Here is a 23936-nt window from a genome sequence, read left to right as displayed (position 1 = left end):
GATGGCACGGGCAACCCGCCGGGAGATGCCGCGGGTGCCTTCAGGCCTGCCAATGGGAGATCGAATGCCGGCGACTCGGTCGAGCGACCGGCGGCGTGCGGGGCACCGGATGGCGGAGATTCACGATCCGTTTCACAACCCGGTCGATGCCATCTTGCGCGAGCACCTGCCGGTCCTCCTCGAGCAGGTGCTCGGTCCCATGGACGAGGCGATCGTCTGGCGGGCGCTCGATCCGGTCGCGCGCCTGCGCGCCGTCCAGGTATCGACTTCCGCCGAGGCCGTGGACGTCCTGGCCTCCGTGGAGTGCGCCGCCCGGGAGCGTGCCGCCGCGGGCGACGCGGCGCTGGTGCGGTCGCGTCTCGCAACCATGCGCGACGTCGCTGAGCGGTTGTTCGAGGCGCACCGCGACCGCATCCGTGCGATTCGCGAACACGAGGCCTCGCGCCGCACCTACGTCGCGCGTCGCCTCATGGAACGACTGGTGAAATGACCGTGCTGCTCATCGTGTTGCCGTATGCCGCCGCCGCGCTGTTTCTCGGCGGCGTGGCGTGGCGTGTGTGGCGCTGGGCAGCGACGCCCGTGCCGTTCCGGATTCCCACGACGAGCGGTCAGCAGGCATCGTTGACCTGGATTGCGCCGGGCCGGCTGGAGAGCCCCCGGGGCTGGCTGGGCGTCGCGGGCCGGATGTTGCTCGAGGTGCTGCTCTTCCGCTCGTTGTTCAGGGATACGCGCGTCCGGCGGCTGCAGCCTGCCGGCGGCCCGGTCGGGCGACTGGCGTTCATCGAGCGGAAGGCGCTCTGGCTCGGGGCGATGGCGTTTCATTGGGCGCTGCTGGTGATCGTCCTCAGGCACCTGCGGCTGTTCGTGGAACCGGCGCCCGTCGTGGCCACAGTGCTGGCGTCGGTCGACGGGTTTCTGGAGGTCGGATCACCGGTCTGGTATGTCTCGGATGTCGTCGTCCTCGGTGCGTTGACCTACCTGCTCGTCCGCCGGCTCTGGAATCCGCTGCTGCGCTATCTGTCGCTCCCAATCGACTACGTCGTCTTGCTGCTGCTCCTGGCGAGCGCGGGCACGGGTGTCGTGATGCGCTACGTCGTGCGGCCGGACCTGGCGGCAATCGAGCAATTCACGTTGAGCCTGGCCGCGTTGCGGCCGACCGCGCCGGCCGCGCCGGGCACCTGGTTCGTCCTGCACCTGCTGTCGGTGTCGTTGTGTGTGGGAATGTTCCCGTTCACCAAGCTGATGCACGCGGCGGGTGTGTGGCTCAGCCCCACGCGCAACCAGGCCAATGACAGCCGGCGTCGCCGCCACGTGAACCCGTGGAACGCCCCTGTCAAGGTTCACACCTATCAGGAGTGGGAGGACGAGTTCAGAGAGAAGATGCGAACGGCGGGCCTGCCGCTCGAGAGGGATCCCGACGCATGTCCCTAGACAAGCCGAATCCCGCACACCTCGCCGCCGTTGAGCAGGCGCTTCCACGCCGCGCCTGGCGCGATCCGTTCGTCGAGTTCCGCAAGGGCACGTTCAACCACGCGGCGCACGCTCGAAGCCTCGAATACCTCGGCCTGCCGAACCCCCGGCAATGGCAGCCGACCGACGCCGACTGGAAGCTTCCGGCCGGCTGGCAGCAGATCATCCTCGACGGCATGAAGGAGCGGCTCGATCGCTACCGGTCCTTCCGGCTGTTCATGGACATCTGCGTTCGTTGTGGCGCCTGCGCGGACAAGTGCCACTTCTACCTCGGCTCGGGCGATCCCAAGAACACCCCCGTCCTCAGGGCCGAGTTGATCCGGTCGGTCTATCGACGCTACTTCACCGTCGCGGGGCGTCTTCTCGGACCGCTGGCTGGCGCGCGGGACCTGACCGAGGACGTCGTGAAGGAGTGGTTCTACTACTTCTATCAGTGCACCGAATGCCGCCGCTGCTCGGTCTTCTGCCCCTATGGCATCGATACGGCCGAGATCACGATGATCGGCCGCGAGTTGCTGAACCTCGTCGGCTGCAACATCAACTGGGTCATCGAGCCGGCGGCCAACTGCGACCGTGTGGGCAACCATCTCGGCATCCAGCCGCACGGCTTCAAGGACAGCCTCGACTTCGCCGTGGACGAACTGGAGGAGTTGACGGGCATCCGGGTCGACGCGCCGATCAACCGGAAAGGCGCGGAGGTCCTGCTCGTCGTTCCGTCGGCCGACTACTTCGGGTCGCCGCACTACTTCACGCTGCTCGGCTACCTGATGGTGCTGCACGAGGCGGGCGTCGACTACACCTTCAGCGCGTACGCCTCCGAGGGCGGCAACTTCGGCCTCTTCTCATCCCACGAGATGGTCAAGCGCCTCAACGCCAAGCTGTACGCGGAGGCGAAGCGTCTTGGCGTGAAGTGGATTCTCGGTGGCGAGTGCGGACACATGTGGCGCGTCGTCCATCAATACATGGACACGATGAACGGGCCGGCGGACTTCCTCGAGGTGCCCGTCTCGCCGGCCACGGGGACCCGGTTCGAGCACGCGGCATCGACCAGGATGCTGCACATCTGCGAGTTCACGGCAGACCTGATCGAGCACGGGAAGCTGTCGCTCGATCCGTCGCGCAACGACCACTGGAACGCGACGTTTCACGACTCGTGCAACCCGGCACGGGCCATGGGATTGTACGAGGAACCGCGGTTCATCCTGCGCCACGTGCTCAACGCCTTCCACGAGATGCCTGAGAACACGATCCGCGAGCAGACCTTCTGCTGCGGCAGCGGCGCGGGGCTCGGCACCGACGAGAATTTCGAGATGCGGATGCGCGGTGGGTTGCCGCGCGCCAGTGCCGTGAAATACGTGCGCGACCGGTTCGGCACGAACTTGCTGGCCTGTATCTGCGCCGTGGACAAGGCGACGCTGCCGCCGCTACTGGAGTATTGGGTGCCGGGCGTCGAGGTGGCCGGTGTACACGAGTTGGTGGGCAACGCCCTCGTCATGAAGGGCGAGAGGACCAGGACGACGGATCTGCGCGGGGACCCGCTCGCGCACGTCGAAGGGGCGGACCGTGCGTGAGCGGGCGCTGATTCTCGCCGGCCTCGTGGGGTTCCTGGCGGCGGTCACCTGGCCCGCCTGGAGCGCGCGGGCCAGCCATCCGGTGTCAGACGGGCCCGTTCTGGTTCGTCCCGTGGGCGAGACGAAGTGCGTGGCGCCGACCGACGTCATGCGACGCACGCACATGCGGTTGCTGGCCGACTGGCGCGACTCGGTCGTGCGTACGGGTGTCCGGATGATGACGACGAACGATGGTCGGCAGTTTCGGATGAGCCTGACCGGCACGTGCCTGGGCTGTCACCAGAAGGCCGGTTTCTGCGACCGCTGCCACGCGTACGTCAGCGTGAAACCCGCGTGCTGGGAGTGCCACGTGGCCGGCAAGGAATCACGATGACCACGCGCCGATGCTTCCTCCGTCTGGCAAGTCTCTCGACCCTCGGGGCGGCGGCCGGCACCATCATGGGCTGCGCAACCGCTGGTACGGGCGGGCGTCGATTGGCGATGGCCATCGATCCGGGCAAATGTCTGCAAAAGGACGGTTGCCGTGCCTGCATCGACGCGTGTCATCGGGCGCACAATGTACCGCCGATCCCGGACCGCGAGCACGAGGTGAAGTGGATCTGGAAGGAGCGGGCCGAGGACGCCTTCGCCAGCGAGGATGGTGGGGAGGGCATGGCGCCGCTAGGTGGACGCCCCGTGCTCGTGCTCTGCAACCATTGTGAGAACCCTCCCTGCGTTCGCGTCTGCCCGACCAGGGCGACGTGGAAACGTGAGGACGGCGTGGTGATGATGGACGAGCATCGGTGTATCGGCTGCCGCTACTGTATGGCGGCGTGTCCGTATGGCTCACGCTCCTTCAACTGGGTCGACCCGCGCCCGCACGTCACCACGCTGGACCCCGGGTATCCCACGCGGACCAAGGGCGTCGTCGAGAAGTGCACGTTCTGCGACGAGAGGCTGGCGCGCGGCGAACAGCCGTTGTGCGTCGAGGCCTGCCCCGAACGGGCGATCGTTTTCGGCGACCTCCGTGATCCGGCGTCGCCGATTCGACAATTGACAGGTTCACGCTACACGATGCGCCGCAAACCGGAGTTGGGGACCAGGCCGCAGGTGTACTACCTCATCTAGGGCTGGCCTGGGCTCGAGGCGGCGTGGCGATGACCGCAGGCCGGACGCCGCAAGCCAGGATTATCGATGTTCATGCTCGAGAAAGCGCTGCGCGGCGGACGAGGATACTGGGCGTGGACCGGCGCGCTGCTGGCCGTCGTGTGCGTGGGCGCGTGGTGCTACTGGCTGCAGCTGCAGGCCGGCCTGGGCATCACCGGGCTGAGCCGCGACATCGTCTGGGGCCTCTACATCGCCCAGTTCACGTTCCTCGTGGGCGTGGCTGCGTCTGCCGTCATGGTCGTGCTGCCCTACTACCTTCACGACTTCCGTGTGTTCGGCCGCGTCACGATTCTCGGCGAGTTCCTCGCCATAGCGGCCGTGACGATGTGCGTCCTGTTCATCGTGGTCGACATGGGGCGGCCCTCGCGCGTGCTCAACGTGCTGCTCCATCCCACGCCCGGATCGATGATGTTCTGGGACATGGCGGCGCTGGCCGGCTATCTGCTGCTCAATGTGCTGATCACCCGCGTGACGCTCGAAGCCGAGAGGAACGACATCGCACCACCTCGGTGGATCCGGCCCGTGATCATCGTGTCGATCCCCTGGGCGATCAGCATCCATACCGTCACCGCGTTCCTCTACAGCGGCCTGCCCGGACGGTCATTCTGGCTGACCGCCATCCTCGCGCCGCGTTTCCTCGCATCGGCGTTCGCAGCCGGTCCGGCGCTGCTGATCCTGTTGTGCCTCGTGGCCCGTCGACTGAGGCTCGTCGATGTCGGCCGGGAGGCGCTCCAGAAACTGGCCGTGCTTGTCGCGTACGCGGTGACCGTTCACGTATTCCTCGTCCTGGTCGAGGTGTTCACGGTCTTCTACAGCCAGGTTCCGGAGCACGTGGCGCACTTCCGGTATCTCTATGCGGGCCTCGCGGGCCACGCCGCCCTGGTGCCCTGGATGTGGAGCTCCGCCGGGCTCTTGGCGCTCGCGCTCGGGCTGCTGCTGGCGCCGCGAACGCGGGCCAGGGAGGGGACGCTGGTTGTCGCGTGCCTGGCGACGTTTGTCGGTCTGTGGATCGACAAGGGGCTCGGCCTGATCGTCGGCGGCCTCGTGCCTTCGGCGCTTGGAGCCGTGTTCGACTACTCGCCAACGTTCCCTGAACTGACGATTACCATCGGCATCTGGGCGCTCGGCGCATTGATGGTGACGGCGTTCTTGAGGATTACCTCGGGAGTCAGGAGCCAGGAGTCGGGGGCCAGGAGCGAGGAGTGCCCGGGCAGATCATGAACGGCGAAGCCTTTCCCCGTCTCGTGATTGCGGGCCTCTCTGGGGATGCCGGCAAGACCTTCGTGTCGATTGGCGTGGCACTGGCTGCGCGGGCAGCCGGTTGCCGTGTTCGCGCCTTCAAGAAGGGACCGGATTACATCGACGCCGCCTGGTTGCGATGGGCGTCCGACGACGTGGTTCGCAATCTCGACACGTTCCTGATGGGGACGGCGGGCGCGGTCGCGTCGTTCTTCCGCCACGCGCTCGACGGACGGTCCGCCTCTGCAGCGCGCGACGAGGCGCTGAACCTCATCGAAGGCAACCGGGGCCTGTTCGACGGGGCCGACGTCGCTGGCACGGACAGTACCGCCGTGCTGGCGAAAGCGCTCGCCGCGCCTGTCGTGCTCGTCCTGAATGTCCGGAAGATGACGCGGACCGCGGCCGCGTGCGTGCGCGGCTGCCAGGCGCTCGACCCGGATCTCGCGCTGGCGGGCGTCATCCTGAACCAGGTGGCGGGCGAGCGCCACGAATCGGTTGTACGGCAGGCGATCGAGCGCGAGTGCGGCATTCCCGTGCTGGGTGCGATTCCCCGGCTGGACGATGCGCGGTTACCGGGGCGGCACTTGGGGCTCATCACTCCAGCCGAGCACCCAGCCATCGAGGAGGCCGGCCGCGTCGCTCTCGACGCGGTCCGACAACACGTGAACGTGGGCGCGCTGATTGAGGCAGCCCGCGCAGCCGGACCAGCGGAATGCCCTCCGCAGGCGATGTGGCGCGCGAACGACTCGTCCAGGAAGAACGCGTTCCGCGACGTCGGTGCCGGTCCGACGATCGGGTACGTCTGCGATTCCGCGTTCAGCTTCTACTATCCCGAAAATCTCGAGGCCCTGGCGGCGCGCGGCGCGACGCTCGTCCCCATCTCGTCGCTGTCGGGCGAGCCGTTGCCTGGTCACCTCGATGCGCTGTACATCGGCGGCGGCTTCCCGGAGACGCATGCGAACGCCCTCTCCGCCAACGTGTCGCTCAGAACGTCGATCCGGGCCGGCGCGAAAGCCGGGCTGCCAATCTACGCGGAGTGCGGCGGGTTGATGCTCCTGGCCCGGAGCGTCATCTGGCAGGGCCGCCGTCACGACATGGCGGACGTGCTGCCGATCGACGTGGAAGTCGGTTCCCGCCCGCAGGGCCACGGGTACGTCAGGCTTCGCGTGGACCGCGACAACCCGTTCTTCGGAGGCGGCCAGGAACTGAGAGGGCACGAGTTCCACTACTCGCGCATCGTCGGCGCCGGAGACCGCGTTCCAGGCGACCTTCCTACGGCCTGCGCGATCGAGCGCGGCACGGGCTGCGGTGGAGGCCGGGACGGGATCGTGGTTGGCAACGTGTGGGCGAGCTACACGCATCTGCACGCACTCGGCGCGCCAGCATGGGCGGACGGGCTGGTGGCCGCCGCGACGAAGGCGGCCGGTCGATGAGGCGGTGCGGGGCGGAATCGGGATGGTGAAATGACTGTCGGGGCTGAACGGCGAACCACGTGGGTCCATCCGATCTTCATCGATCTGAGCGGCCAGCCGGTCGTGGTCATCGGCGGCGGCACGATCGCGGAACGCAAGGTCGAGTCGTTGATCGGCGCGGGCGCCCGCGTAACCGTCGTGAGCCCGGAGGTGACGGACCGCGTCGACCGATGGAGCGCCGCAGGGCAGTTGACGCTCGAGCGCCGCGGCTACCGGAACGGAGACCTGCACGGCGCCCGTCTTGCCTACGCGACCGCGTCGGATCCCCAGGTGAATCGTGCCGTGCAAGCCGAAGCGCGCGAGCTGGGTATCTGGTTCAACGCGGTGGACGACCCTGAACTCTGCGACTTCATCAGCCCGGCCGTTGTCCGTCGCGGCGATCTGACCATCGCCATCTCCACCAACGGACGCAGCCCGGCACTCGCGCGCTACATCCGGGAAGAGATCGAGGCGCGGTTCGGACCGGCCTACGCGGACGCGGCGGCGCGGCTCGGTGAACTGCGCGACCGCTGCAAGGCCGAAGGGCGCTCGCCGTCCGAGGAGCGGGCGCAGATGGACGCGATTCTCACGGAACTTGGTGGCGCGCGCGCGAGGCGTGAACCGGCCCCCGCGAGGTCGTCGAACGGAAAGGTCTTTCTCGTCGGCGCCGGTCCCGGCGATCCCGAGCTGCTGACGGTCAAGGGCCGTCGTCTTCTCCAGGCTGCCGACACAATCGTCTACGACGCGTTGGTGGATCCGTCGTTGCTCGATCTATCCAAGCCTGGTGCCAGCCGGATCTACGTGGGCAAGCGAGACAGGCACCACACGCGACCGCAGTCCGAGATCAACAGCCTCCTCATCGAACAGGCGCAGGCGGGACGAACGGTGGTCCGGCTCAAGGGCGGCGATCCGTTCATCTTCGGACGCGGCGGCGAGGAGGCCGAGGCGCTTCGGCAGGCCGGCATCGCGTACGAGGTCGTGCCGGGCGTGAGCGCGGGCGTGGCGGTGCCCGCCTACGCCGGCATTCCGCTCACACACCGGGACTTCACGTCTGAACTGGTCTTCGTGACCGGGCATGCATGCGGCACCGCCCCGGTGCCCGTGGACTGGGCGCGTCACGCGAAATCGTCGGCCTCACTCGTCATCTTCATGGGCCTGCACAATCTGGCGGCCATCGCGAAGGAGCTGCTCGACCACGGTCGCGATCCGCAGTGCCCGGTGGCAGTCATCGAGAACGGGACGACGGCGGCGCAGCGAACGGTCGTCGCCCCGTTGGCCAGCATTGCGGACCAGGCCGGCCGTGCCGGGCTCGCGCCGCCGGCGATCATCGTTGTCGGCGGGGTCGTCAGCCTGCGCGAGAAGCTGGATTGGTTCGTCGCCCCGACGCCGCCAGACCGGCCGATGGACGGATAGCGAATCGGCGGGATGACGCGCCCATCCTCCGACATACGCCGCCCTTCTTCCAATGTAAGATGGGGTGGTTGCCGATTGAACCATGAAGCTCCCGCCCTTCATCGCCGAGCACATCGCCTCTATCGAGCGTGAACTCAATCGCGTGACGCCGCCCGAGACCGATCGGCCGCAGGTGCTGCACCGGGCGATGCGGTACACGCTGTTTGCGCCGTCCAAACGCGTGCGGGCCGTGCTCACGCTGCTGGCCGCCGAGGTGGCCGGGTCCGCGGATCGTGCGCTGCCGGCGGCCGCGGCCATCGAGTTGGTGCACGCCTCGTCGTTGATTCTCGACGACCTGCCTGCCCTCGACAACGCGGATCTTCGTCGGGGCCGGCCGTCGAACCACGTGGCACACGGCGAGGCGATGGCGCTGATGGCGGCGTTCAACCTCTTCAACATCGCGTTCGCCACGATCGCCCGGGCGTACGAGCCTCCGCTGGCGCGGCAGCTGACAGCGCTCATGGCGGCGTCGGTCGGATCCGATGGGCTGATCGGCGGGGAAGTCGAAGACCTGCTCGCCACCGATTCGGTGCTGTCGTTCGAGGCGCTGGAACTGATTCATCGCTTGAAGACGGGCGCGCTCTTCGTGGCGGCGGCCACGGCCGGCGCGCTGACGGCGGGCGCCCGCGAGAGCCAGATCGCGGCGCTCGCGGCGTATGCCAAGAACCTCGGTCTCGCATTCCAGATCATCGACGACCTGCTCGACGTCGAGGGCGATCCGGCGGAAACGGGGAAGCCGCGCCTGGCTGACGCGCGCAAGACGACGTTCGTCTCGTTCAGTGGTGTCGAGGGAGCGCGCGAGCTGGCTCGCGAGTTGTGTCAGACGGCCACGACGGCGCTCGGCCAGTTCGGGCCACGCGCCGATCGATTGCGCGACCTGGCGCAGTTCGTGGCGCAGCGCAACGTCTAGGAGCGTTCCATGTCGGAGACCAAGCCGTCGGTTGACGAACTGCGCGTGCGACTTCGCGAACTGGGGTACCTCGATGCCGGCATGGACCGGTTCGTCCTGGGCCCCGTTCGCGGCAGTCGCGGCGTGCTGAGCGCGGCCTGGCGATCGAGCGTGCGCATCGGTCTGCTCGCCGGAATACTGCTCGGCCCCTCCGCGGCGATCGCCTTGGGTGTCCGCCTTCCAGGCCTGGCCACCGGCGCACGCGACACGGTCGTGCTCGCCGTCTATCTCGGCGTCCTGTTCGGCGCCGGCGTGGCCGGCATCGCCTTCGTCGCGACGAGCCTGCTGGGCGCCGGTGTCCACTCCCGCCTCAACACCCGCGCGTCATCGCTCGCGCGAATGGCCGGCGCGGGCGTCGCTGCGGCATGCCTCGTTTATCTGGTGCTGTGGTGGCGGACGGTCAACCCGGCCGGGACCGTATGGCGCAGTGGCGCATGGACGATCCCCGCACTTGCGGCCGCCTCGGCGATCAGTCTCCTGCTCGGTCACGCCGTGAGGATGACGACGCTCGCGCTGGCGGCGCAGGGTGCAGCGACACCGCTGCCGCCGCACCGGCTCGAGCCACGTTCCTGGGTGGTGACGCTGGTGCTCGGCGTGATGGCATTTGCGGTGGCGTCCCTGCTTCTGTTCGTGGCCACTCGCGGCGAGGAGCGCACGCCGGGTACGGCGGCCCCGGCGATTGCGGTGATACCAACGGGAATCCACCTGACCGTCGTGGCCATCGACGGTCTCGATCTTCGTTTCCTCGAGCGACTCCAGTCGACGGGACGCACGCCGCGGTTGGCCCGGCTGCTCGCGGGCGCCCGGATGCAGATGCCCGCGTCGGAAGCGCCGGATCCGGCACGCACCTGGACATCGCTGGCGACGGGACAGCCGGCCGACGTGCACGGCGTGAGCGGGATCGAGACACGGCGCGTGGCGGGAATCGAAGGGACCGTGCCGGCGGGCGAGTCCGGGCTCGCCGCGTCGATTGGGATGGCCACCGACCTGGTGCGTCTGACGCGGCCCGCGTTGACGACGGGGTTGCAGCGCCGCTCGAAGACGTTCTGGGAGGTGGCCGCCGAGAACCGCCTGCGCACCGTGGTCGTGAACTGGTGGGCCACCTGGCCGGTCCCTGCGGCTCCCGGGATCGTACTGAGCGATAGGGCGACGCTGCGGCTCGATCGGGGCGGGGATCTGGACGGAGAACTGGGGCCGGCCGGCCTCTATCGGCCACTTCGCGAGGCGTGGCCGGAGATGCGCGACTCGGTCCGGCGCAGTGTACTCCATGGGTTCCCGGCCGGCGGTGGTGCCGAGGCGGCGGTGCTGCGGCGAGCGGCGGAGCAGGACGCCGTGCAGGTCGCGCTTGCGTCGCGTGTCTTCACGTCGACTGCCGACCTCTGTGCGCTGTATTTGCCGGGGCTGGATATCGCCCAGCACGAGTTGCTGGGCGGCGGCGGGGCCGGTTTGCCGGCCTCCGCGATGGCGTCCCGGGTGGACGCGCTCGAGCGGTACTACCAGTTTCTCGATCAGTTGCTGGCGCCGCTGGTGGACGGTCTGCCGTCGAGCTCTCTGGTGGCGCTCGTGGCCGATCCGGGTCGCGCCGCGTCGCGGGAGTCCGGGGTTCTGGCGCTGAGCGGATCCGGCGTCCAGACCGGCGCGCGTGTGGTTGGCACCGGGGCAGACGTCGGGCCCACGCTGTTGTACATCCTCGGACTGCCGACGAGCCGCGAACTGAGCGGCCACCCCCGGCTCGACCTGCTCGACTCGGCCTTTACCGCCCGCATCCCGCTACGCATCGTCGACACCTACGGCCACCGCACCCTCGGCCCACGCCCGTCGACGGCAACCCCCCTGGACCAGGAAATGCTTGATCGGCTTCGGAGCCTGGGCTACGTGCGGTAGGAAACGATTCCGATACGCAGGCGAGTCTTTATGTGCATTATTCGCCTCCGCCCCGGACCAGTTGGGCTATCATATGCGGAGCCGCCGTACTGAAGCTCTGTTCGGAGCCGAAATCCGCGGTCGTCAGTGTCATCCAATCCATCTCTGGAGCGATTACCATGTCCAAGACTGTGTGTGCCGCAGCACGGCTGGCGGGGATTGCCGCGCTCGCGGTCCTCGTGAACATCGGCATCGCCGATGCCGCCGGTCAGACGCCGGCACCAAAGGCCGCCAAAGAACAGGTGGCTGCTCCCAAAGCGGTCAAGCCCGCGAAACGCGCGGTCGCGAAGCCCGTTGTCCCGGATGACGGGTTCCGGACGGCCACTCGGTTGGGCGGCCCACGCAGCTTGATTGGGTCGATCAAGGACCTGAAGCAGCTCAAGCGCGACATGGCCAGGCCCCGGGTCAAGAAGAACGTCGACGCGGTCATTACCGAGGCGGGCTTGACCTCGCTCAAGGATCAGATCCTCGGGACCCTTACCGCGGCGGATTCGGCCACGCTGAAGGACGAACCCTTCGAGGTCGGCAAGACGATGGTCTGGATGGGCCTGCGGAACGCAGGCAAGGCTGCGGTCTTGCGCAACATCCGGTGGGGCGGGAAGAAGCCGTTCCCCGCCTGGACGTTCGACATCGACGACGGCGAGACCCTGTATCACTTCGCACTCCCGAAGCCTTGCGGCAACCTCGCGTTGGCATCCAGCGAACGGAGCCCGAAGGCGATCGCCGCCGAAGCCGCGCGCAAGGCCGAGGAAGCGCGCCTCGCTGAAGAAGCACGCAAGAGGGTCGAAGAAGAGGCAGCCCGCAAGGTCGTTCCGCCGCCTCCGCCACCGCCGCCCGCGCCCGCGTCGTGCGGCCTGACCGCCACCGCCATCAAGGCCAAGGGCGGCTGGTCGGTGACAATCGACGGCTCGCAGTCGCAGTCCGGTGGGTCGCCTGCGACCTCGATGGTGGTGCAGGTTCTCGGTCCGACGGGCGCTCCGGTCAGCGTCGAGTACCAGGGCAAGCCGGCTACCGAACTGACGCTCGCCGCGCCGTTCCAGGCCAGCGTGCTCATCCGGAAACCGCTTCCCGGCACCTACACGGTCAAGGCGAATTCCACCGCGGCGAATCCGAAGGCTGACAAGTCCTCCTGCCAGGCGACCTTCACCGTGATCGCCGAAGACAAGATGGACTTCTTCTTCGAAGGCGCGTTCGGCAAGGAGCGCCGCGTCCGCGTGGCCGATCCGCTGCCGGCCGGCGCCAAGGCTGGCTTCGAGTACGGCTACTGCGCGCCGCTGTTCGGCGTGAAGGCTGGCGTGGACCTTCTGGTTGCCGAGGACTGGCGCGTCGCGCCGTCGGCTGGCGTGGCGATCAACTTCAACAAGAGCGGCAATTCGAGCGCGTTTGCCGAGGTCGAGATCAACCGCTGGTTCGATCGCAATGGCTTCTTCGGCACGGGCATCGGCGTGTGGGATTTCACCCACAGCGATACCGTCGCCCCGGTGTGGCTGCTCCAGGGTGGCCGCCGCCTGTGGAAGGCCTCCGGAGCCAACCAGAACGAGTTGCACTTCGTGGTGACCGGCCGCCTGTTCCTCAACAAGATGGACGACATCTCGAACAACTACCAGTTCTGGGGCGGCTTCCGCTACATCTTCCGGTAGCGCGTCTCCGGACTGCGGGTACGACAACGGGCGCGAGGGGGATTCCCTTCGCGCCCGTTTTGTTTGTGCGATCGCGGGTCGATACAGAGCACGCGGAGACCGCGGTGCGCCTATGATACAGATCGGCCCCTGGAGCCGTCGGCGCCAGGGGCTGCGCTGTCACCTTGCGGGGGCACAGCCCTCGTGGGCGGCCGCACCGCATGCGCCGGAATCCGTCCAGGGTCCGGCGGGAGCGTGGCTCCCCGGACATGCGACGGGACACTGCAGGCAATTCCCGCCTGGTCAACGACTTCCACAGTCCGCCCGTCGTACGTCTCGTACGCACCAACAAAACACCCGCACGGCAACAGCCGGCTGCCCACGACCCGCAGGATGCGCATGGATGCTCCTGGCAGCAAGTGACACGTACTCGACCATGGACAGTTCGTTCCTCAGTCGAGGCCGACGGGTGGCAGGACAGCAACACCAACGCCAGACGGGGGTGCCCGCGACGAGTCTCGTGCAGAAACCGTGCAACGAGTCGTGTGTCGAATGTGCGACGTCCCGGGCAGCCTTGTGCCACAATGGTCCATGGTCAGGCTGCTGGTCGTGGCGGCGCTGGTTCTCGTGGTGAACCTCCCGTTCGGGTTCTGGCGGGCGACAGTCCGTCGGTTCTCGCTGGGCTGGGTGCTGGCCGTGCACGTACCGGTGCCGATCGTCGTCGCCTTGCGCTTCGCGTCCGGGCTTGGCTGGCGCCTCGCCACATTCCCGATTCTCATCGGCGCGTTCGTCACCGGCCAGTACGTCGGCGGACTGATGTACCGCTGGTGGACCGCCCGCGCCTAGCGCGCTCAACGGCCAACGCTCACAGACAGACCCGCGCCATTCCAGCCGAACTGGCTGTCCTGCTTGTAGCTCCAATGATGGGTGTAGTCAGCGGCGACGTTGATCGACCAGCGGCCCAGACGGCCGTTCAGGTCAACCCGCGGCTCGATCATCGTGCCCTTGGCGGTGAAAATGATCGGGCGGTCCGGGTACTTGTCGGGCAGCAACGTTGTCAGGCGGGCGAGGTCGATGGGCGACACATCGAGCCCGACACGGAGCGTCCATCGTGCCGACAGCGGCACTTGTCGGTGGGCGGCGAGCCGGATCTGGTGGACCTCTGAGATCGTGCGCTCTCGGCCCGTGTCCCAGAACGACACGAACGATGGCGGCTTCGTCTGGGTGATGGTGGTGGTGCTGTCCGGGAAGACCGAGCGATCGCGTCGATAACTGTAGCCGACCGATGTGTCGAACCCGCCGACGCGTGCAAGCGCCACGCGGTGACGGACACGCCAGGACAGCAGGGCCACCGGCGTCTCGGTGGCGTCGACGATGACATTGCCGTCGGGGTTGGAGAAGGTATCGGCATCGCTGCCGTGGCCTTCCTGTTCCGGGGCGAATCCGACCTCCGTGACCCACATGCGGTTGGCGACCCGGTAGCGGGCGCGCACGACGAGCCACTGATGATCGGCCCGATACGTCTGTTCGAAGAAGTGCGGGACCAAGTACGACGTGTCGAAATTCGAGGGGTTTTCAAACCGGTAGTCGAAGCGGTCGACGCGAACCTCGTAGCCGGCAGAAATGCCGGCGGGGCCGTCGGACGACCCGACGACGGCCGGTGAAGGACGCGAGGTTCCAGGCGTGGCCGGGGCGGCCCCGTTCAGCAGCAACGCGAGCAGCAGCGTCGGCAGCCAAGGGTTCACGAGGCCTTGCTCCACGGCCTACATGGTGACCGCCTCGCCACTCTCCGATTCGTCGGGCGGCGCGAGTTGTCTTCGCAGCCTCCGTTCGTAGGCGGCAAGCCAGCGTTCCATCCGATCGGTGCGGCGGCCGCGATCGAGCAGTTCTTCGCGGGCGCGTTTCAACGAGTAGTCAATCGTCTCCAGCCGGAGCTTGATCGCGCCGGTTGGCTTGTTCTCGTCGATTTCCTTGAAGCCGAAGTACGGCGTTCCCGACTTCTCGATGATGTCTTCCACCGTCGCGAAGATCGGTGCGTCGTGGCCGCACTTGAAGTTGGAGAGTTCGACCGCGACGAGATTGGGATGCCTGGCCGCGAACTTCGCCGCCCACACCTTGAAGTTGCTGCTGGCCGCGAGCGAGTTCTTCCAGACGTCCGAGATGTCGAGCGGGTGCCTGATGAGGCCGTTCCGCACGTCGTCGCCGAACAGCCGGTCCAGCAGATCCTCGTCGAGCGGCAGCGTATGCTGGGAGAACACGGGGTAGCCGAGTTTCTGCAGTTCCTCGGGGATGCCGTGGTTGAGGCCCGGGTCGTGATGATACGGCCGCCCGAGCAGCACGATGCCGAGCCGGTTGTCCCGTTCGAGATCGTCGAGCGCTTTCCGGGCTGCCGTCCGCACCGCCGTTTCGTAGTCGGCCAGCGCCTGGTGGCCCGCCGCGATGGCCCGTTGGTTCTCCTCCCACGAGAGGCCGAGTAGCGGCTCCCACATCTCCAGCATCTGGCGCCGGAAGAGCGGTTCGTCCTCCATGTCCAGGATGCCGGCCAGGTACTGGACACCCTGTTGCGCGAACAGGTCTTCGTCCTTGGTGAACGCGGCGCGCACCGTCTGGGGTGTCAGAGACACCGTCGGGCACGCGTTGCTCGCCCGGACGCCGTGCAGACGCGGTGGCAGCACCTCGATCATCGGGAAGAAGATGCAGTCGAGCGGCGTGCGCTTGTGCTTCACGAAGAGCAGATTGTGGACGTGCGCGAGCGACACCTTCGACGGAAAACAGGGATCGATCGCGCCACGCGTCGCGCCCGTCCGGTACATCTCCATGCTGGTGTAGTCGGAGAACACGATGTTCTTGCCGTCCACGCCGACGCTCTGCAGGTAGCCGGTGAAGAACGGGGCCAGCGCGTACATGTTGAACACGCGCGGCAGCCCGATCCGCACCTTGTGGCGGTTCTCGTACAGCTCGCGGCGGCGCTTGGCGGCGGCGGTCCACCCCTTGGGGGGCAGCGGATCGGCAACATTCGCCGGGTTCCGCAGTTTCCACACTTCCCGCGACGCGAAGGTGACGAGGTTCGGCGTCCTCGCCTTCACCGCGTCCTCAGCGGCTTTGATGTCGCGCATGTGGGCGAGGTCTTCGGCGGAGCCCTTCTCGCAGCCGGCGACGACAAACCGTCGATGGGCAACTCGCTCGACTGCCGCCGCCGTTTCGGCCGCGACCTCCGCCGGCGTCTCGGCCGCGAGCGTCGCCGCGGGGCCGGCGACGGTCACGTCGATGAACGTCCGCACGCACTCGTTCTTGCAGAAATGGCACCGCGTCTCATCGTCGCAGCGGGTCTCGAAGGCGATCCGCTCGGCGGCTTCGAGGCCGATGAAGCGCGTCTGATTGCCGTGCTTCCACAACCGGACCGCTTCGAGGCCGGCGCCGATGGCGCCCGCTTCGCCGCAGTGCTCGTGGAGCACGATGTCCGGCTGGCGCTCCTGCCCCTTGAAGTTGTCGCGGATGAAGTCCACCTGCGCCTTGACCGCCGCCAGGTTGCGCTGGGTTCCGCCCTGGAGGACGAACCGCCACCCGAAGCGCGACAGGTTCGGCGCCTTCGCCACGTACAGGAACACGTTTCTCGGCAACACCGCGGCAAGGCCCGCGAGAACCTCCTCCGGCTTCCAGCCGTGCCGTTGCACGTTGGAGATCTCGGACTGGAGGAAGAGCACGCAACCCTGGCCGAACACCGGCATCTCGCGCGCGGTGAACGCCGCTTCTGCGAACTCCTCGACCGGACGGCCGAAGCTCTGCGCGATGGCCTGGAGGAAGTACCCGTTGCCCGCCGAACACTGCGTGTTCAAACGGAAGTCCTTCACGCGGCCGCCGTGCATGACGATGATCTTGATGTCCTGGCCGCCCACGTCCACGATGACGTGCGGGTCCTTGTAGAAATGGAGCGCCGACTGTGCGTGCGCGACCGTTTCGACGAGCGCCGCATCGGCGGCGAAGACGTCCTTCAGGATGTCCTTCGCGTAGCCGGTCGTGACCACGCCCGACACCTCGGTGCGCGCGCCCTGCGATTCGATCTGCCGGCGCAATGAGCCGAACATCTCGATCGCGTCCTCGATCGGATTGCCGCGCGAGAGCTGGTACGCCTTCGCCAGCACGCGTCCGTCCTCGTCCAGCATGACGGCTTTGGTGGAGGTCGAACCGGCATCGAGACCGATGAAACTGCGGATGAACTGCCCGGGCTCGAGCGGCGGCGGCGTCCAGGCTGGGCGCTCGTACTGTTTCCGGAACTCGGCGAGATCCATCCCCGAGAAGCCCACGCCGGTCGCACCGCGACGCACGCCCTCGTGGCCGCGGGCCACGGACGCGGCAAGGCGCGACGGCCCGAGGTAGTCGGTCGTGGCCTCTCGATCGCGCCGGGCGAACTCGATTGCGCCGAAGGCGCCGTAGTACTCGGCCATCGGCGGCGTCACGATCAGATCCTCCGGAGAGGTCCCTTCGGGCAGTTCGACCCCGCGCTCGCGCCAACGCCCGGGCACGTGCGTCTGCCACGCCTCCCGCAACCCGCGGATGAACGCGTGCGGGCCGCCGAGCAGCAGCACGTGGGGCGGCAGCGCATGGCCGCGCGACAGCACGGTCAGGTTCTGGACGACGATCGCGTCGAAGAGCGACGCCAGCAACTCCTCGGCAGCCACGCCGCGCTTCTGCAGACCGTTGATGTCGGTTTCGGCGAACACGCCGCACTTGCCTGCGATCGGGTAGATCTTCAGCCCGACGTACGGTTGCGTGCCGAGCGCCTCGGACGAGATCTTCAGCTTCGCGGAGATCTTGTCGATGACCACGCCGGTGCCGCCGGCGCACTTGTCATTCATCGACACCGTCTTGCGCGATCGCCCCTCGTCCTCGGCCTCGAAGATGATGATCTTCGCGTCCTGGCCGCCGAGTTCGATGACCGTCCGGGCGTCCGGGTGCTTCTGCTCGACGGCCAGGGCGACGGCGGCGACTTCCTGGACGTAGTGGGCTCCGACGAGGTCGGCAAACGCCGCCCCGGAGGACCCGGTAATGAACGCTCGCGCGCTGCCGCGCTCCACGCCCGCTTCATCTTCCAGACGCGTGAGCAGTTCGAGCAGCTTCTCGGCGGGACGGCTCTCGTGCCGCTGATAGTCCCGCCAGACGAGTTCGTCGGTACGTGCATCTATCGCCACGGCCTTGACGGTGGTTGACCCGACGTCGAGGCCGAGGAGGAAACGCGGTTCGGCAACGGTCATGGTGTCTGCTGGTTCGCTGAGGTTGTCAGATCGGGCGCCGCGACACGTCCGCGGTGCCGGGTGCCGTCACGGTCCATCAGGTGGCTGACGTACAGTACGAAGTTGGCAGCCATGCCGGCCACCCCCGGTCGGTGCGGGACATGATGGAACGGGTCGCGCAGCTCAGGGTGATCCTCGACGTAGCGTCGAATGTCGCTTAGTTTCTTCCCGGTGTCGGCCAGCGCGCGGTCGAACTCCGCCTCGGCCCGCTCGCGGGCCTCGACGAGCACCATCTGCACGCGGCTGTGGGCGTGGAGTTCGCCCTCGGCCGCCGTCTCGATCGGGATGAAGAGGATGTTCTTCATCTTCGCGGCGACCATCGATTGCACGCCGTCGGACTGGGTGGAGGGCATGCAGCCGAACGGCTTCAGGCTCAGCACCATGTGGGCGCCGAGCTTGGTGGAGTAGTAGATGGTCTTGCCCACCTCGAGGTGGCCTTCACCGCCCCTCGACAGGCTGTGGTAGAACGGGTGCGCCGTCTTCGCGATGACCTCCTGATCGATCAGGTGGTGCGGCACGTCGGCCAGCGCCCGGCACAGCCGATGATACCGGTGGCGGTAGATGGCGTTCCCGAGCGAGAACGCGAGCCGCTTCTTCAGCGTCTTGAGTTCGTCCGCCATCTTCGCCCGAAGCCGTGCGCCCAGCGGCCCGCCGCGCGGCACGTCCAGACCCCGCCGGTCCAGCAGGCGCGCGTGCTCCTGACGGAGCAGATACATCAACCACGTGCTGAGCGGATCGACGATGACGTGGGCACCCTCGCGCTCGAGGAATTCGAACATGCGGAAGTTGCCGTCGCCTTCGGTCGACTGCGCCCAGAACTCGCCCGTCACCTTCACGACCGGCTTGACGCGCAGCCGATCGACCTCGATGCCGCGCAGTTTCTCCCGGCACCGTCGCATGACGTCGGTCATCGGCTTGCCGTAGAGGTGCGCGTAGACGTTGATGATGATCTCGGTCGTCAGTCGGGTCGCTCTCTTCTTGGCAATCTGCCTGGCGAGCCAACCCGGCAGTTTCGCTTCCGGATAGATGTGTTTCCGTGTGCGGAAATCCTCAGCCAGCAGTTCCATCGCCTCGGCCAGGAGGCGGTTCGTGCTCCCGGGGACGACCTCGTACGGCCGCAGCGTGTACGAGATGTCGTTGAAGACGTCGGCCGCCTGGAACGCATTGAGGGCTCCAAGGCCGAGCAGCATCGACAGGTGCAAGCCCGACTCCCCGGTCTTCGCCTTCACACCTTCGTCCTGCTGGAAGGTGAGGATGCGGAAGCCTTCGAAGCCGGAGTTGCGGAGCGCGAGGCGGAACTCGGCCTCGTACATCCCGAAGCGGCACGGCCCGCAGCCCCCCGCCGTGAAGAAGACGTACCGATCGACGATGTCCTTTCGGGACATGCCGCCCGCTTCGAGCGCCTGCAGATAGTTGACGAGCGCGCCGACGGTGAAATATGCCGGATTGCACAGGCCGTTGTTGCCGTACTGCTTCCCGACCAGGCAGGCGGTGAGGTCCGGCTGTGGGAGCGGCTGGCAATGATGGCCGCACGCCTCGAGGATCGCCGTGATGAGCTGCTCGTGGCGGGCGGTCAGCCCACCGATCAGAATCGTGACGCGGTCTCGCTCTTCCGCGGTGAATGGCCGTTCCTTCTCGCGCCGATAGTGCTCGATAGGCTGCGTGTCCAGGCGGGCCCGGTGCTCGAGACGCGTACGCGCCTCTTGCAGCCTGCGGGCGACCTCCGCCTCGACGGCAGCCGACCCCCGGTCCCCGGCGCCGACGGGCTCGCCTGGGGCTTCGAGGGGTGAATCCTGCATCCGACCGAACGTCATGGCTCGGCCTCCGGGCCTCGTTGTGTCCGCGGTCCCACCTCCCGCCGAAAACGCACCTCTGTCTGGGACCTTCCAAACGGCGGGTAGCTTGTTATTCTACAACCGCCGGGCGCCCAGTGCACGTTTGGGGGCCGCGACGCCGAACCAGCTCTGCCTCGAGACTCGCTGACGCAGTGGTCCGTCGGAGGTTTCCGACCAAGGTCCGGGAACTCCTGCGAATGCCGCCCCCCGTGACGCCCCCGACCGTGCAAGAATAGGCGGACATCCGCCGACTGGTCATTCCAGGAGCTGCCGTGGCCGCGTACCAGTACATCTTCACGATGCAGGGCCTCACGAAGGTCCATCCCCCCGACAAGACTGTCTTGAAGGACATCTGGCTGGCGTTCCTGCCCGGCGCCAAGATCGGCGTGCTCGGCGCGAACGGGGCCGGCAAGAGCACGCTGCTGAGGATTATGGCGGGCCTCGACCGTGATTTCGCTGGCGAGGCGTTTGCCGCCGACGGGGTGTCGGTCGGCCTCCTGTCGCAGGAGCCCCAGCTCGATCCGAACAAGACCGTTCTGGGCAACATCGAAGAGGGCGTGGCGGAGACCCGTGCGCTGCTGGCCGACTACGAGCGCCTGACCGAGCGGCTGGGCGAAGATCTGTCACCCGAAGAAATGGAGAAGGTCCTCGACCAGCAGGGTGCGCTCCAGGACAGGATCGACGCGGCGTCGGCCTGGGACCTCGACTCGCGGGTCGAACTCGCGATGGATGCGTTGCGCGTGCCGACGGCTGACGCCAACGTCGAGACGCTGTCCGGCGGCGAGCGCCGACGTGTCGCGCTGTGCCGTTTGCTGCTCCGGTCGCCCGACCTGCTGTTGCTCGACGAGCCCACGAACCACCTCGACGCCGAATCGGTCGCCTGGCTCGAGCGCTTTCTCCACGACTACCCCGGGACGGTGGTTGCCGTCACGCACGACCGGTACTTCCTCGACAACGTGGCCGGGTGGATCCTCGAGTTGGACCGGGGACAGGGCATCCCGTGGCAGGGGAACTACTCGTCATGGCTGGAGCAGAAGCAGCAGCGTCTCGAGCACGAGGAGAAGCAGGAGGCGCGGCGCCAGCGCACGCTGGCACGCGAGTTGGAGTGGATTCGCATGTCCCCGCGCGCCCGGCAGGCCAAGGGCAAGGCACGACTGAATGCCTATGAGGACCTGCTCGCGCAGGACGCCGTGCAGCGTATCGAGCGGGGCGAGATCTACATCACGCCCGGCCCGCGCCTCGGCGACATCGTCGTCGAGGCCGAGGGGCTGCGGAAGGGCTACGGCGACAACCTGCTGATCGACGGCCTCAGTTTCCAGCTGCCCCGAGGGGGCATCGTGGGAATCATCGGGCCCAACGGTGCGGGAAAGACGACGCTGTTTCGACTGATCACGGGACAGGAACCCCCGGACGCCGGGTCGCTCCGAGTGGGCGAGACGGTGAAGATCGGCTACGTCGACCAGAGTCGCGACGCCCTCGATCCCGCGAAGAGCGTGTGGGACGAGATCTCCGGCGGCCTGGACGAGATCCAGATCGGCAAGCGGGCCGTGCCGTCGCGCGCCTACGCGTCGTGGTTCAACTTCAAGGGGCGCGACCAGCAGCGGCCGGTCGGGACGCTGTCGGGCGGGGAACGCAACCGCGTGCACCTGGCAAAACTGCTCAAAGGCGGCTGCAATCTGCTGCTGCTCGACGAGCCGACGAACGATCTCGACGTGGACACGCTGCGGTCGCTCGAGGACGCGCTGCTGGAGTTTGCCGGCTGCGCGCTCGTCGTCAGCCACGACCGCTGGTTCCTCGATCGCATCGCAACGCACATCATCGCGTTCGAAGGGAACAGCGACGTAGTGTGGTACCAAGGGAACTACCAGGACTACGAAGCCGATCGCCACCGCCGGCTGGGCGCCGATTCGGACCGGCCGCATCGGATCAAGTACCGGAAGCTCGTGCGGCAGTGACGGGCGAGGGAGGCTGGCAATGAGGACGCCGTCGGAGGCTCGACTCGGGAGGCTGCTGATCAAGGAGGGCTTGATCACCGAGGAGCAGTTGGACTCGGCACTATCGGCGCAGGCGGGATCGCCCGACTACGTGCCACTGGGCCGGATCCTGGTCGAGCGGAAGCTCGTCACCCAGCGGCAGCTCTCGCTCGTGCTCGAGCGGAGCGAGAAACGCCTCCGGCTCGGCGAGGTGCTGGTTCGCAGCGGGGCGATCTCCGAGGAACGCCTCCAGCAGGCGCTCGTCCAGCAGCAGCGGCTGCAGCGTCCGCTCGGTGAAGTGCTGGTCAAGCTGGGCCTCGTGACGGACGAAGTGATGCGCCAGGCGCTCGGCCTGCAGTTGAACATCCCGTTCATCGACCTCGACCGGATCGACGCCGATCGCAGCCTCGCGCGGATCATCAACACCCACTACGCGCGCCGCCACGTGCTCGTACCCGTCGCGCAAATCGGGCAGATGCTCACAGTCTGCATGGACGACCCGACCAACGTGTCGGTGACCGATGAACTGGCCGCCTCCACCGGCTTCGTGGTCAATGTCGTCACCGCCTCGCAGGAGGCAATCAAACGGGCATTCAAGCGGCTCTACGTGCAGCCGATCGACACACCTCCGCTCGTGGCCCCGGCACAGACGACGGACCACGTCGAAACGCTGGACGTGGCGGGCGAAGACGAGCCCGACCAGGGCACGGGCACGGGCGCGATCAAGAGCAAGTACGTCGAGGAGTACATCCAGGACAAGCGAGCGGACGGGGCCGTCCGGCAGTTGCTCACGATTGCCCTCGACCGCGGTTGCAGCGACATCCACCTGGAGATGCTGGCCGGCCGGATGCACGTCCGTTTCAGGCTCGACGGCATCCTGCAGGCCTTGGACCTCGGCCCGCTGCAGGAGACCTGCGATCGCGGGGCGCGCGAGATCATCTCGCGCATCAAGGTGCTCGCCAAGCTCGATATCGCCGAGCGCCGGCGGCCGCAGGACGGCGCATTCCGCGTGCGGATCGAGCGCAAGGGTGAGCAGCTCAACATCGACTTCCGCGTCTCGATCCTGCCCGGCTACTACGGCGAGAGCTGCGTCCTGCGGATTCTCGACAAGAAGAACGCGCCGACGTCGATCGACAAGCTCGGGTTCTCACCAGCCATCATCACCACGTTGCATCAACTGCTGAAGCGGCCGTCCGGCATCTTGCTGGTGACCGGGCCGACCGGTTCGGGGAAGAGCACGACGCTCTACGCCTCACTGATGACGACCTACCGGCCCGAGATCCGGGTGCTGACCGCTGAGGATCCGATCGAATATGTCTACGAGCAATTCAGCCAGTCGGAGGTGAACGAGCGGATCGGCAACACGTTCGCCCGTTATCTGCGGGCTTTTCTGCGGCACGACCCGGAAGTGATCATGATCGGCGAGATTCGCGACGAGGAGACCGCCGAAATGGCGTTCCGCGCGGCGCAAACCGGGCATCTGTTGCTCAGCACGCTGCACACCAACGACGCGATCTCGTCGGTGACGCGGCTGCTCGATCTCAAGGTGGATCCGAACCTGCTCGCCTCGTCGCTGCTGGGAGTGCTCGCGCAGCGCCTCGTGCGACAGGTGTGCTCGGAGTGTCGACAGGAGTACCAGCCGTCCCCCGACCTCATCAAGGAGTTCTTCCCGAGCGAGCCGGGAGGATTGGTCTTCTACCGCGGCGCCGGTTGCCGAGCCTGCAACTTTACCGGCTACCGGGGACGGACGAGCATCGCCGAACTGTGGGTGCCGGACGAAGAGGATGTGATCCTGATCAGCAAGAACGCGCCGTTCGACCGGGTGCGCGCCAGCGCGGCGCGCAGCACCGTGTCGATGGCGCATGACGTGATGGATCGACTGACCGCCGGCCGGACGAACCTCGAAGAGCTGATCCGCGTGATGCCCTACAGCAGCGTCTACCAGTTCCGCCAGTTCGTCGCCGCCGGCCTGGGCCGGGTCACGGCATGATGGGGCGGAGCTGGCCCCTTCGGATCG

17 protein-coding genes are annotated in these 23936 nt (G+C 67.3%); 14 read left to right on the top strand and 3 right to left on the bottom strand.

What is annotated here, in order from left to right:
* The first annotated feature begins 64 nt into the window (after nucleotides 1-64).
* The 12 genes from VGK32_23175 to VGK32_23120 all read left to right on the top strand — a co-directional run bounded on the left by VGK32_23175 (nucleotide 65) and on the right by VGK32_23120 (nucleotide 13666).
* Complete coding sequence (locus tag VGK32_23175; protein ID HEY3384674.1) at nucleotides 65-490, top strand: hypothetical protein; 426 nt, start codon at nucleotides 65-67, stop codon at nucleotides 488-490.
* Nucleotides 487-1431 (top strand): sulfate reduction electron transfer complex DsrMKJOP subunit DsrM, encoded by a 945-nt coding sequence (gene dsrM, locus VGK32_23170; GenBank protein ID HEY3384673.1) that lies wholly within the window; start codon nucleotides 487-489, stop codon nucleotides 1429-1431. The genes VGK32_23175 and dsrM overlap by 4 nt, the downstream gene beginning before the upstream one ends.
* Nucleotides 1422-3041, top strand: coding sequence for a (Fe-S)-binding protein (locus VGK32_23165; protein HEY3384672.1), 1620 nt, complete (start codon nucleotides 1422-1424; stop codon nucleotides 3039-3041). Before dsrM ends, VGK32_23165 begins: the two co-directional genes overlap by 10 nt.
* Entirely contained in the window at nucleotides 3034-3414 is a 381-nt protein-coding gene (gene dsrJ / locus VGK32_23160; protein HEY3384671.1) for a sulfate reduction electron transfer complex DsrMKJOP subunit DsrJ, read from the top strand. The genes VGK32_23165 and dsrJ overlap by 8 nt, the downstream gene beginning before the upstream one ends.
* Entirely contained in the window at nucleotides 3411-4148 is a 738-nt protein-coding gene (locus VGK32_23155; protein ID HEY3384670.1) for a 4Fe-4S dicluster domain-containing protein, read from the top strand. The genes dsrJ and VGK32_23155 overlap by 4 nt, the downstream gene beginning before the upstream one ends.
* Before the next feature lie 66 nt (nucleotides 4149-4214).
* Nucleotides 4215-5408, top strand: a complete 1194-nt coding sequence (nrfD, locus tag VGK32_23150; protein ID HEY3384669.1) for an NrfD/PsrC family molybdoenzyme membrane anchor subunit — start codon at nucleotides 4215-4217, stop codon at nucleotides 5406-5408.
* Nucleotides 5405-6859 carry a cobyrinate a,c-diamide synthase gene (locus tag VGK32_23145; protein HEY3384668.1) on the top strand — a complete coding sequence of 485 codons (1455 nt, stop codon included), beginning with the start codon at nucleotides 5405-5407 and terminating at the stop codon, nucleotides 6857-6859. Before nrfD ends, VGK32_23145 begins: the two co-directional genes overlap by 4 nt.
* A 30-nt stretch (nucleotides 6860-6889) precedes the next feature.
* Nucleotides 6890-8290 carry a siroheme synthase CysG gene (gene cysG / locus VGK32_23140; protein ID HEY3384667.1) on the top strand — a complete coding sequence of 467 codons (1401 nt, stop codon included), beginning with the start codon at nucleotides 6890-6892 and terminating at the stop codon, nucleotides 8288-8290.
* 82 nt (nucleotides 8291-8372) lie between these two features.
* Complete coding sequence (locus VGK32_23135) at nucleotides 8373-9239, top strand: polyprenyl synthetase family protein (GenBank protein ID HEY3384666.1); 867 nt, start codon at nucleotides 8373-8375, stop codon at nucleotides 9237-9239.
* Nucleotides 9240-9248: 9 nt separating this feature from the next.
* The gene (locus VGK32_23130) at nucleotides 9249-11162 is read left to right on the top strand and encodes an alkaline phosphatase family protein (GenBank protein HEY3384665.1); all 1914 of its coding nucleotides are present in this window, start codon (nucleotides 9249-9251) and stop codon (nucleotides 11160-11162) included.
* Between the two features lie 158 nt (nucleotides 11163-11320).
* Entirely contained in the window at nucleotides 11321-12841 is a 1521-nt protein-coding gene (locus VGK32_23125; protein HEY3384664.1) for a hypothetical protein, read from the top strand.
* 570 nt (nucleotides 12842-13411) lie between these two features.
* A complete protein-coding gene (locus VGK32_23120; GenBank protein ID HEY3384663.1) occupies nucleotides 13412-13666 on the top strand; it encodes a hypothetical protein in 255 nt (84 codons plus the stop codon).
* Nucleotides 13667-13671: 5 nt separating this feature from the next.
* On the opposite strand, the gene VGK32_23115 is transcribed toward VGK32_23120, so the two are convergent.
* Genes VGK32_23115 through VGK32_23105 form a run of 3 tightly spaced genes read right to left on the bottom strand, consistent with a single transcriptional unit; the run spans nucleotide 13672 to nucleotide 19925 of the window.
* Nucleotides 13672-14565, bottom strand: a complete 894-nt coding sequence (locus VGK32_23115; GenBank protein ID HEY3384662.1) for a hypothetical protein — start codon at nucleotides 14563-14565, stop codon at nucleotides 13672-13674.
* 18 nt (nucleotides 14566-14583) lie between these two features.
* A complete protein-coding gene (locus tag VGK32_23110) occupies nucleotides 14584-18072 on the bottom strand; it encodes a BadF/BadG/BcrA/BcrD ATPase family protein (GenBank protein HEY3384661.1) in 3489 nt (1162 codons plus the stop codon).
* On the bottom strand, nucleotides 18069-19925 hold the full coding sequence (locus VGK32_23105; protein HEY3384660.1) for a hypothetical protein: 1857 nt from the start codon (nucleotides 19923-19925) through the stop codon (nucleotides 18069-18071). The genes VGK32_23110 and VGK32_23105 overlap by 4 nt, the downstream gene beginning before the upstream one ends.
* Nucleotides 19926-20218: 293 nt before the next feature.
* Between VGK32_23105 and ettA the strand changes: the two genes are divergently transcribed.
* Together ettA and VGK32_23095 are read left to right on the top strand one after the other, a co-directional pair.
* Nucleotides 20219-21901 carry an energy-dependent translational throttle protein EttA gene (gene ettA / locus VGK32_23100; GenBank protein ID HEY3384659.1) on the top strand — a complete coding sequence of 561 codons (1683 nt, stop codon included), beginning with the start codon at nucleotides 20219-20221 and terminating at the stop codon, nucleotides 21899-21901.
* A gap of 19 nt (nucleotides 21902-21920) precedes the next feature.
* Complete coding sequence (locus VGK32_23095; protein ID HEY3384658.1) at nucleotides 21921-23909, top strand: ATPase, T2SS/T4P/T4SS family; 1989 nt, start codon at nucleotides 21921-21923, stop codon at nucleotides 23907-23909.
* The last annotated feature ends 27 nt before the right edge of the window (nucleotides 23910-23936 follow it).

This window comes from Vicinamibacterales bacterium (genome assembly GCA_036504215.1).
Classification (GTDB): Bacteria; Acidobacteriota; Vicinamibacteria; order Vicinamibacterales; family Fen-181; genus FEN-299.
The sequence above is the reverse complement of the archived record's forward strand: the minus strand, read 5'-3'. Positions and strand labels throughout refer to the sequence as shown.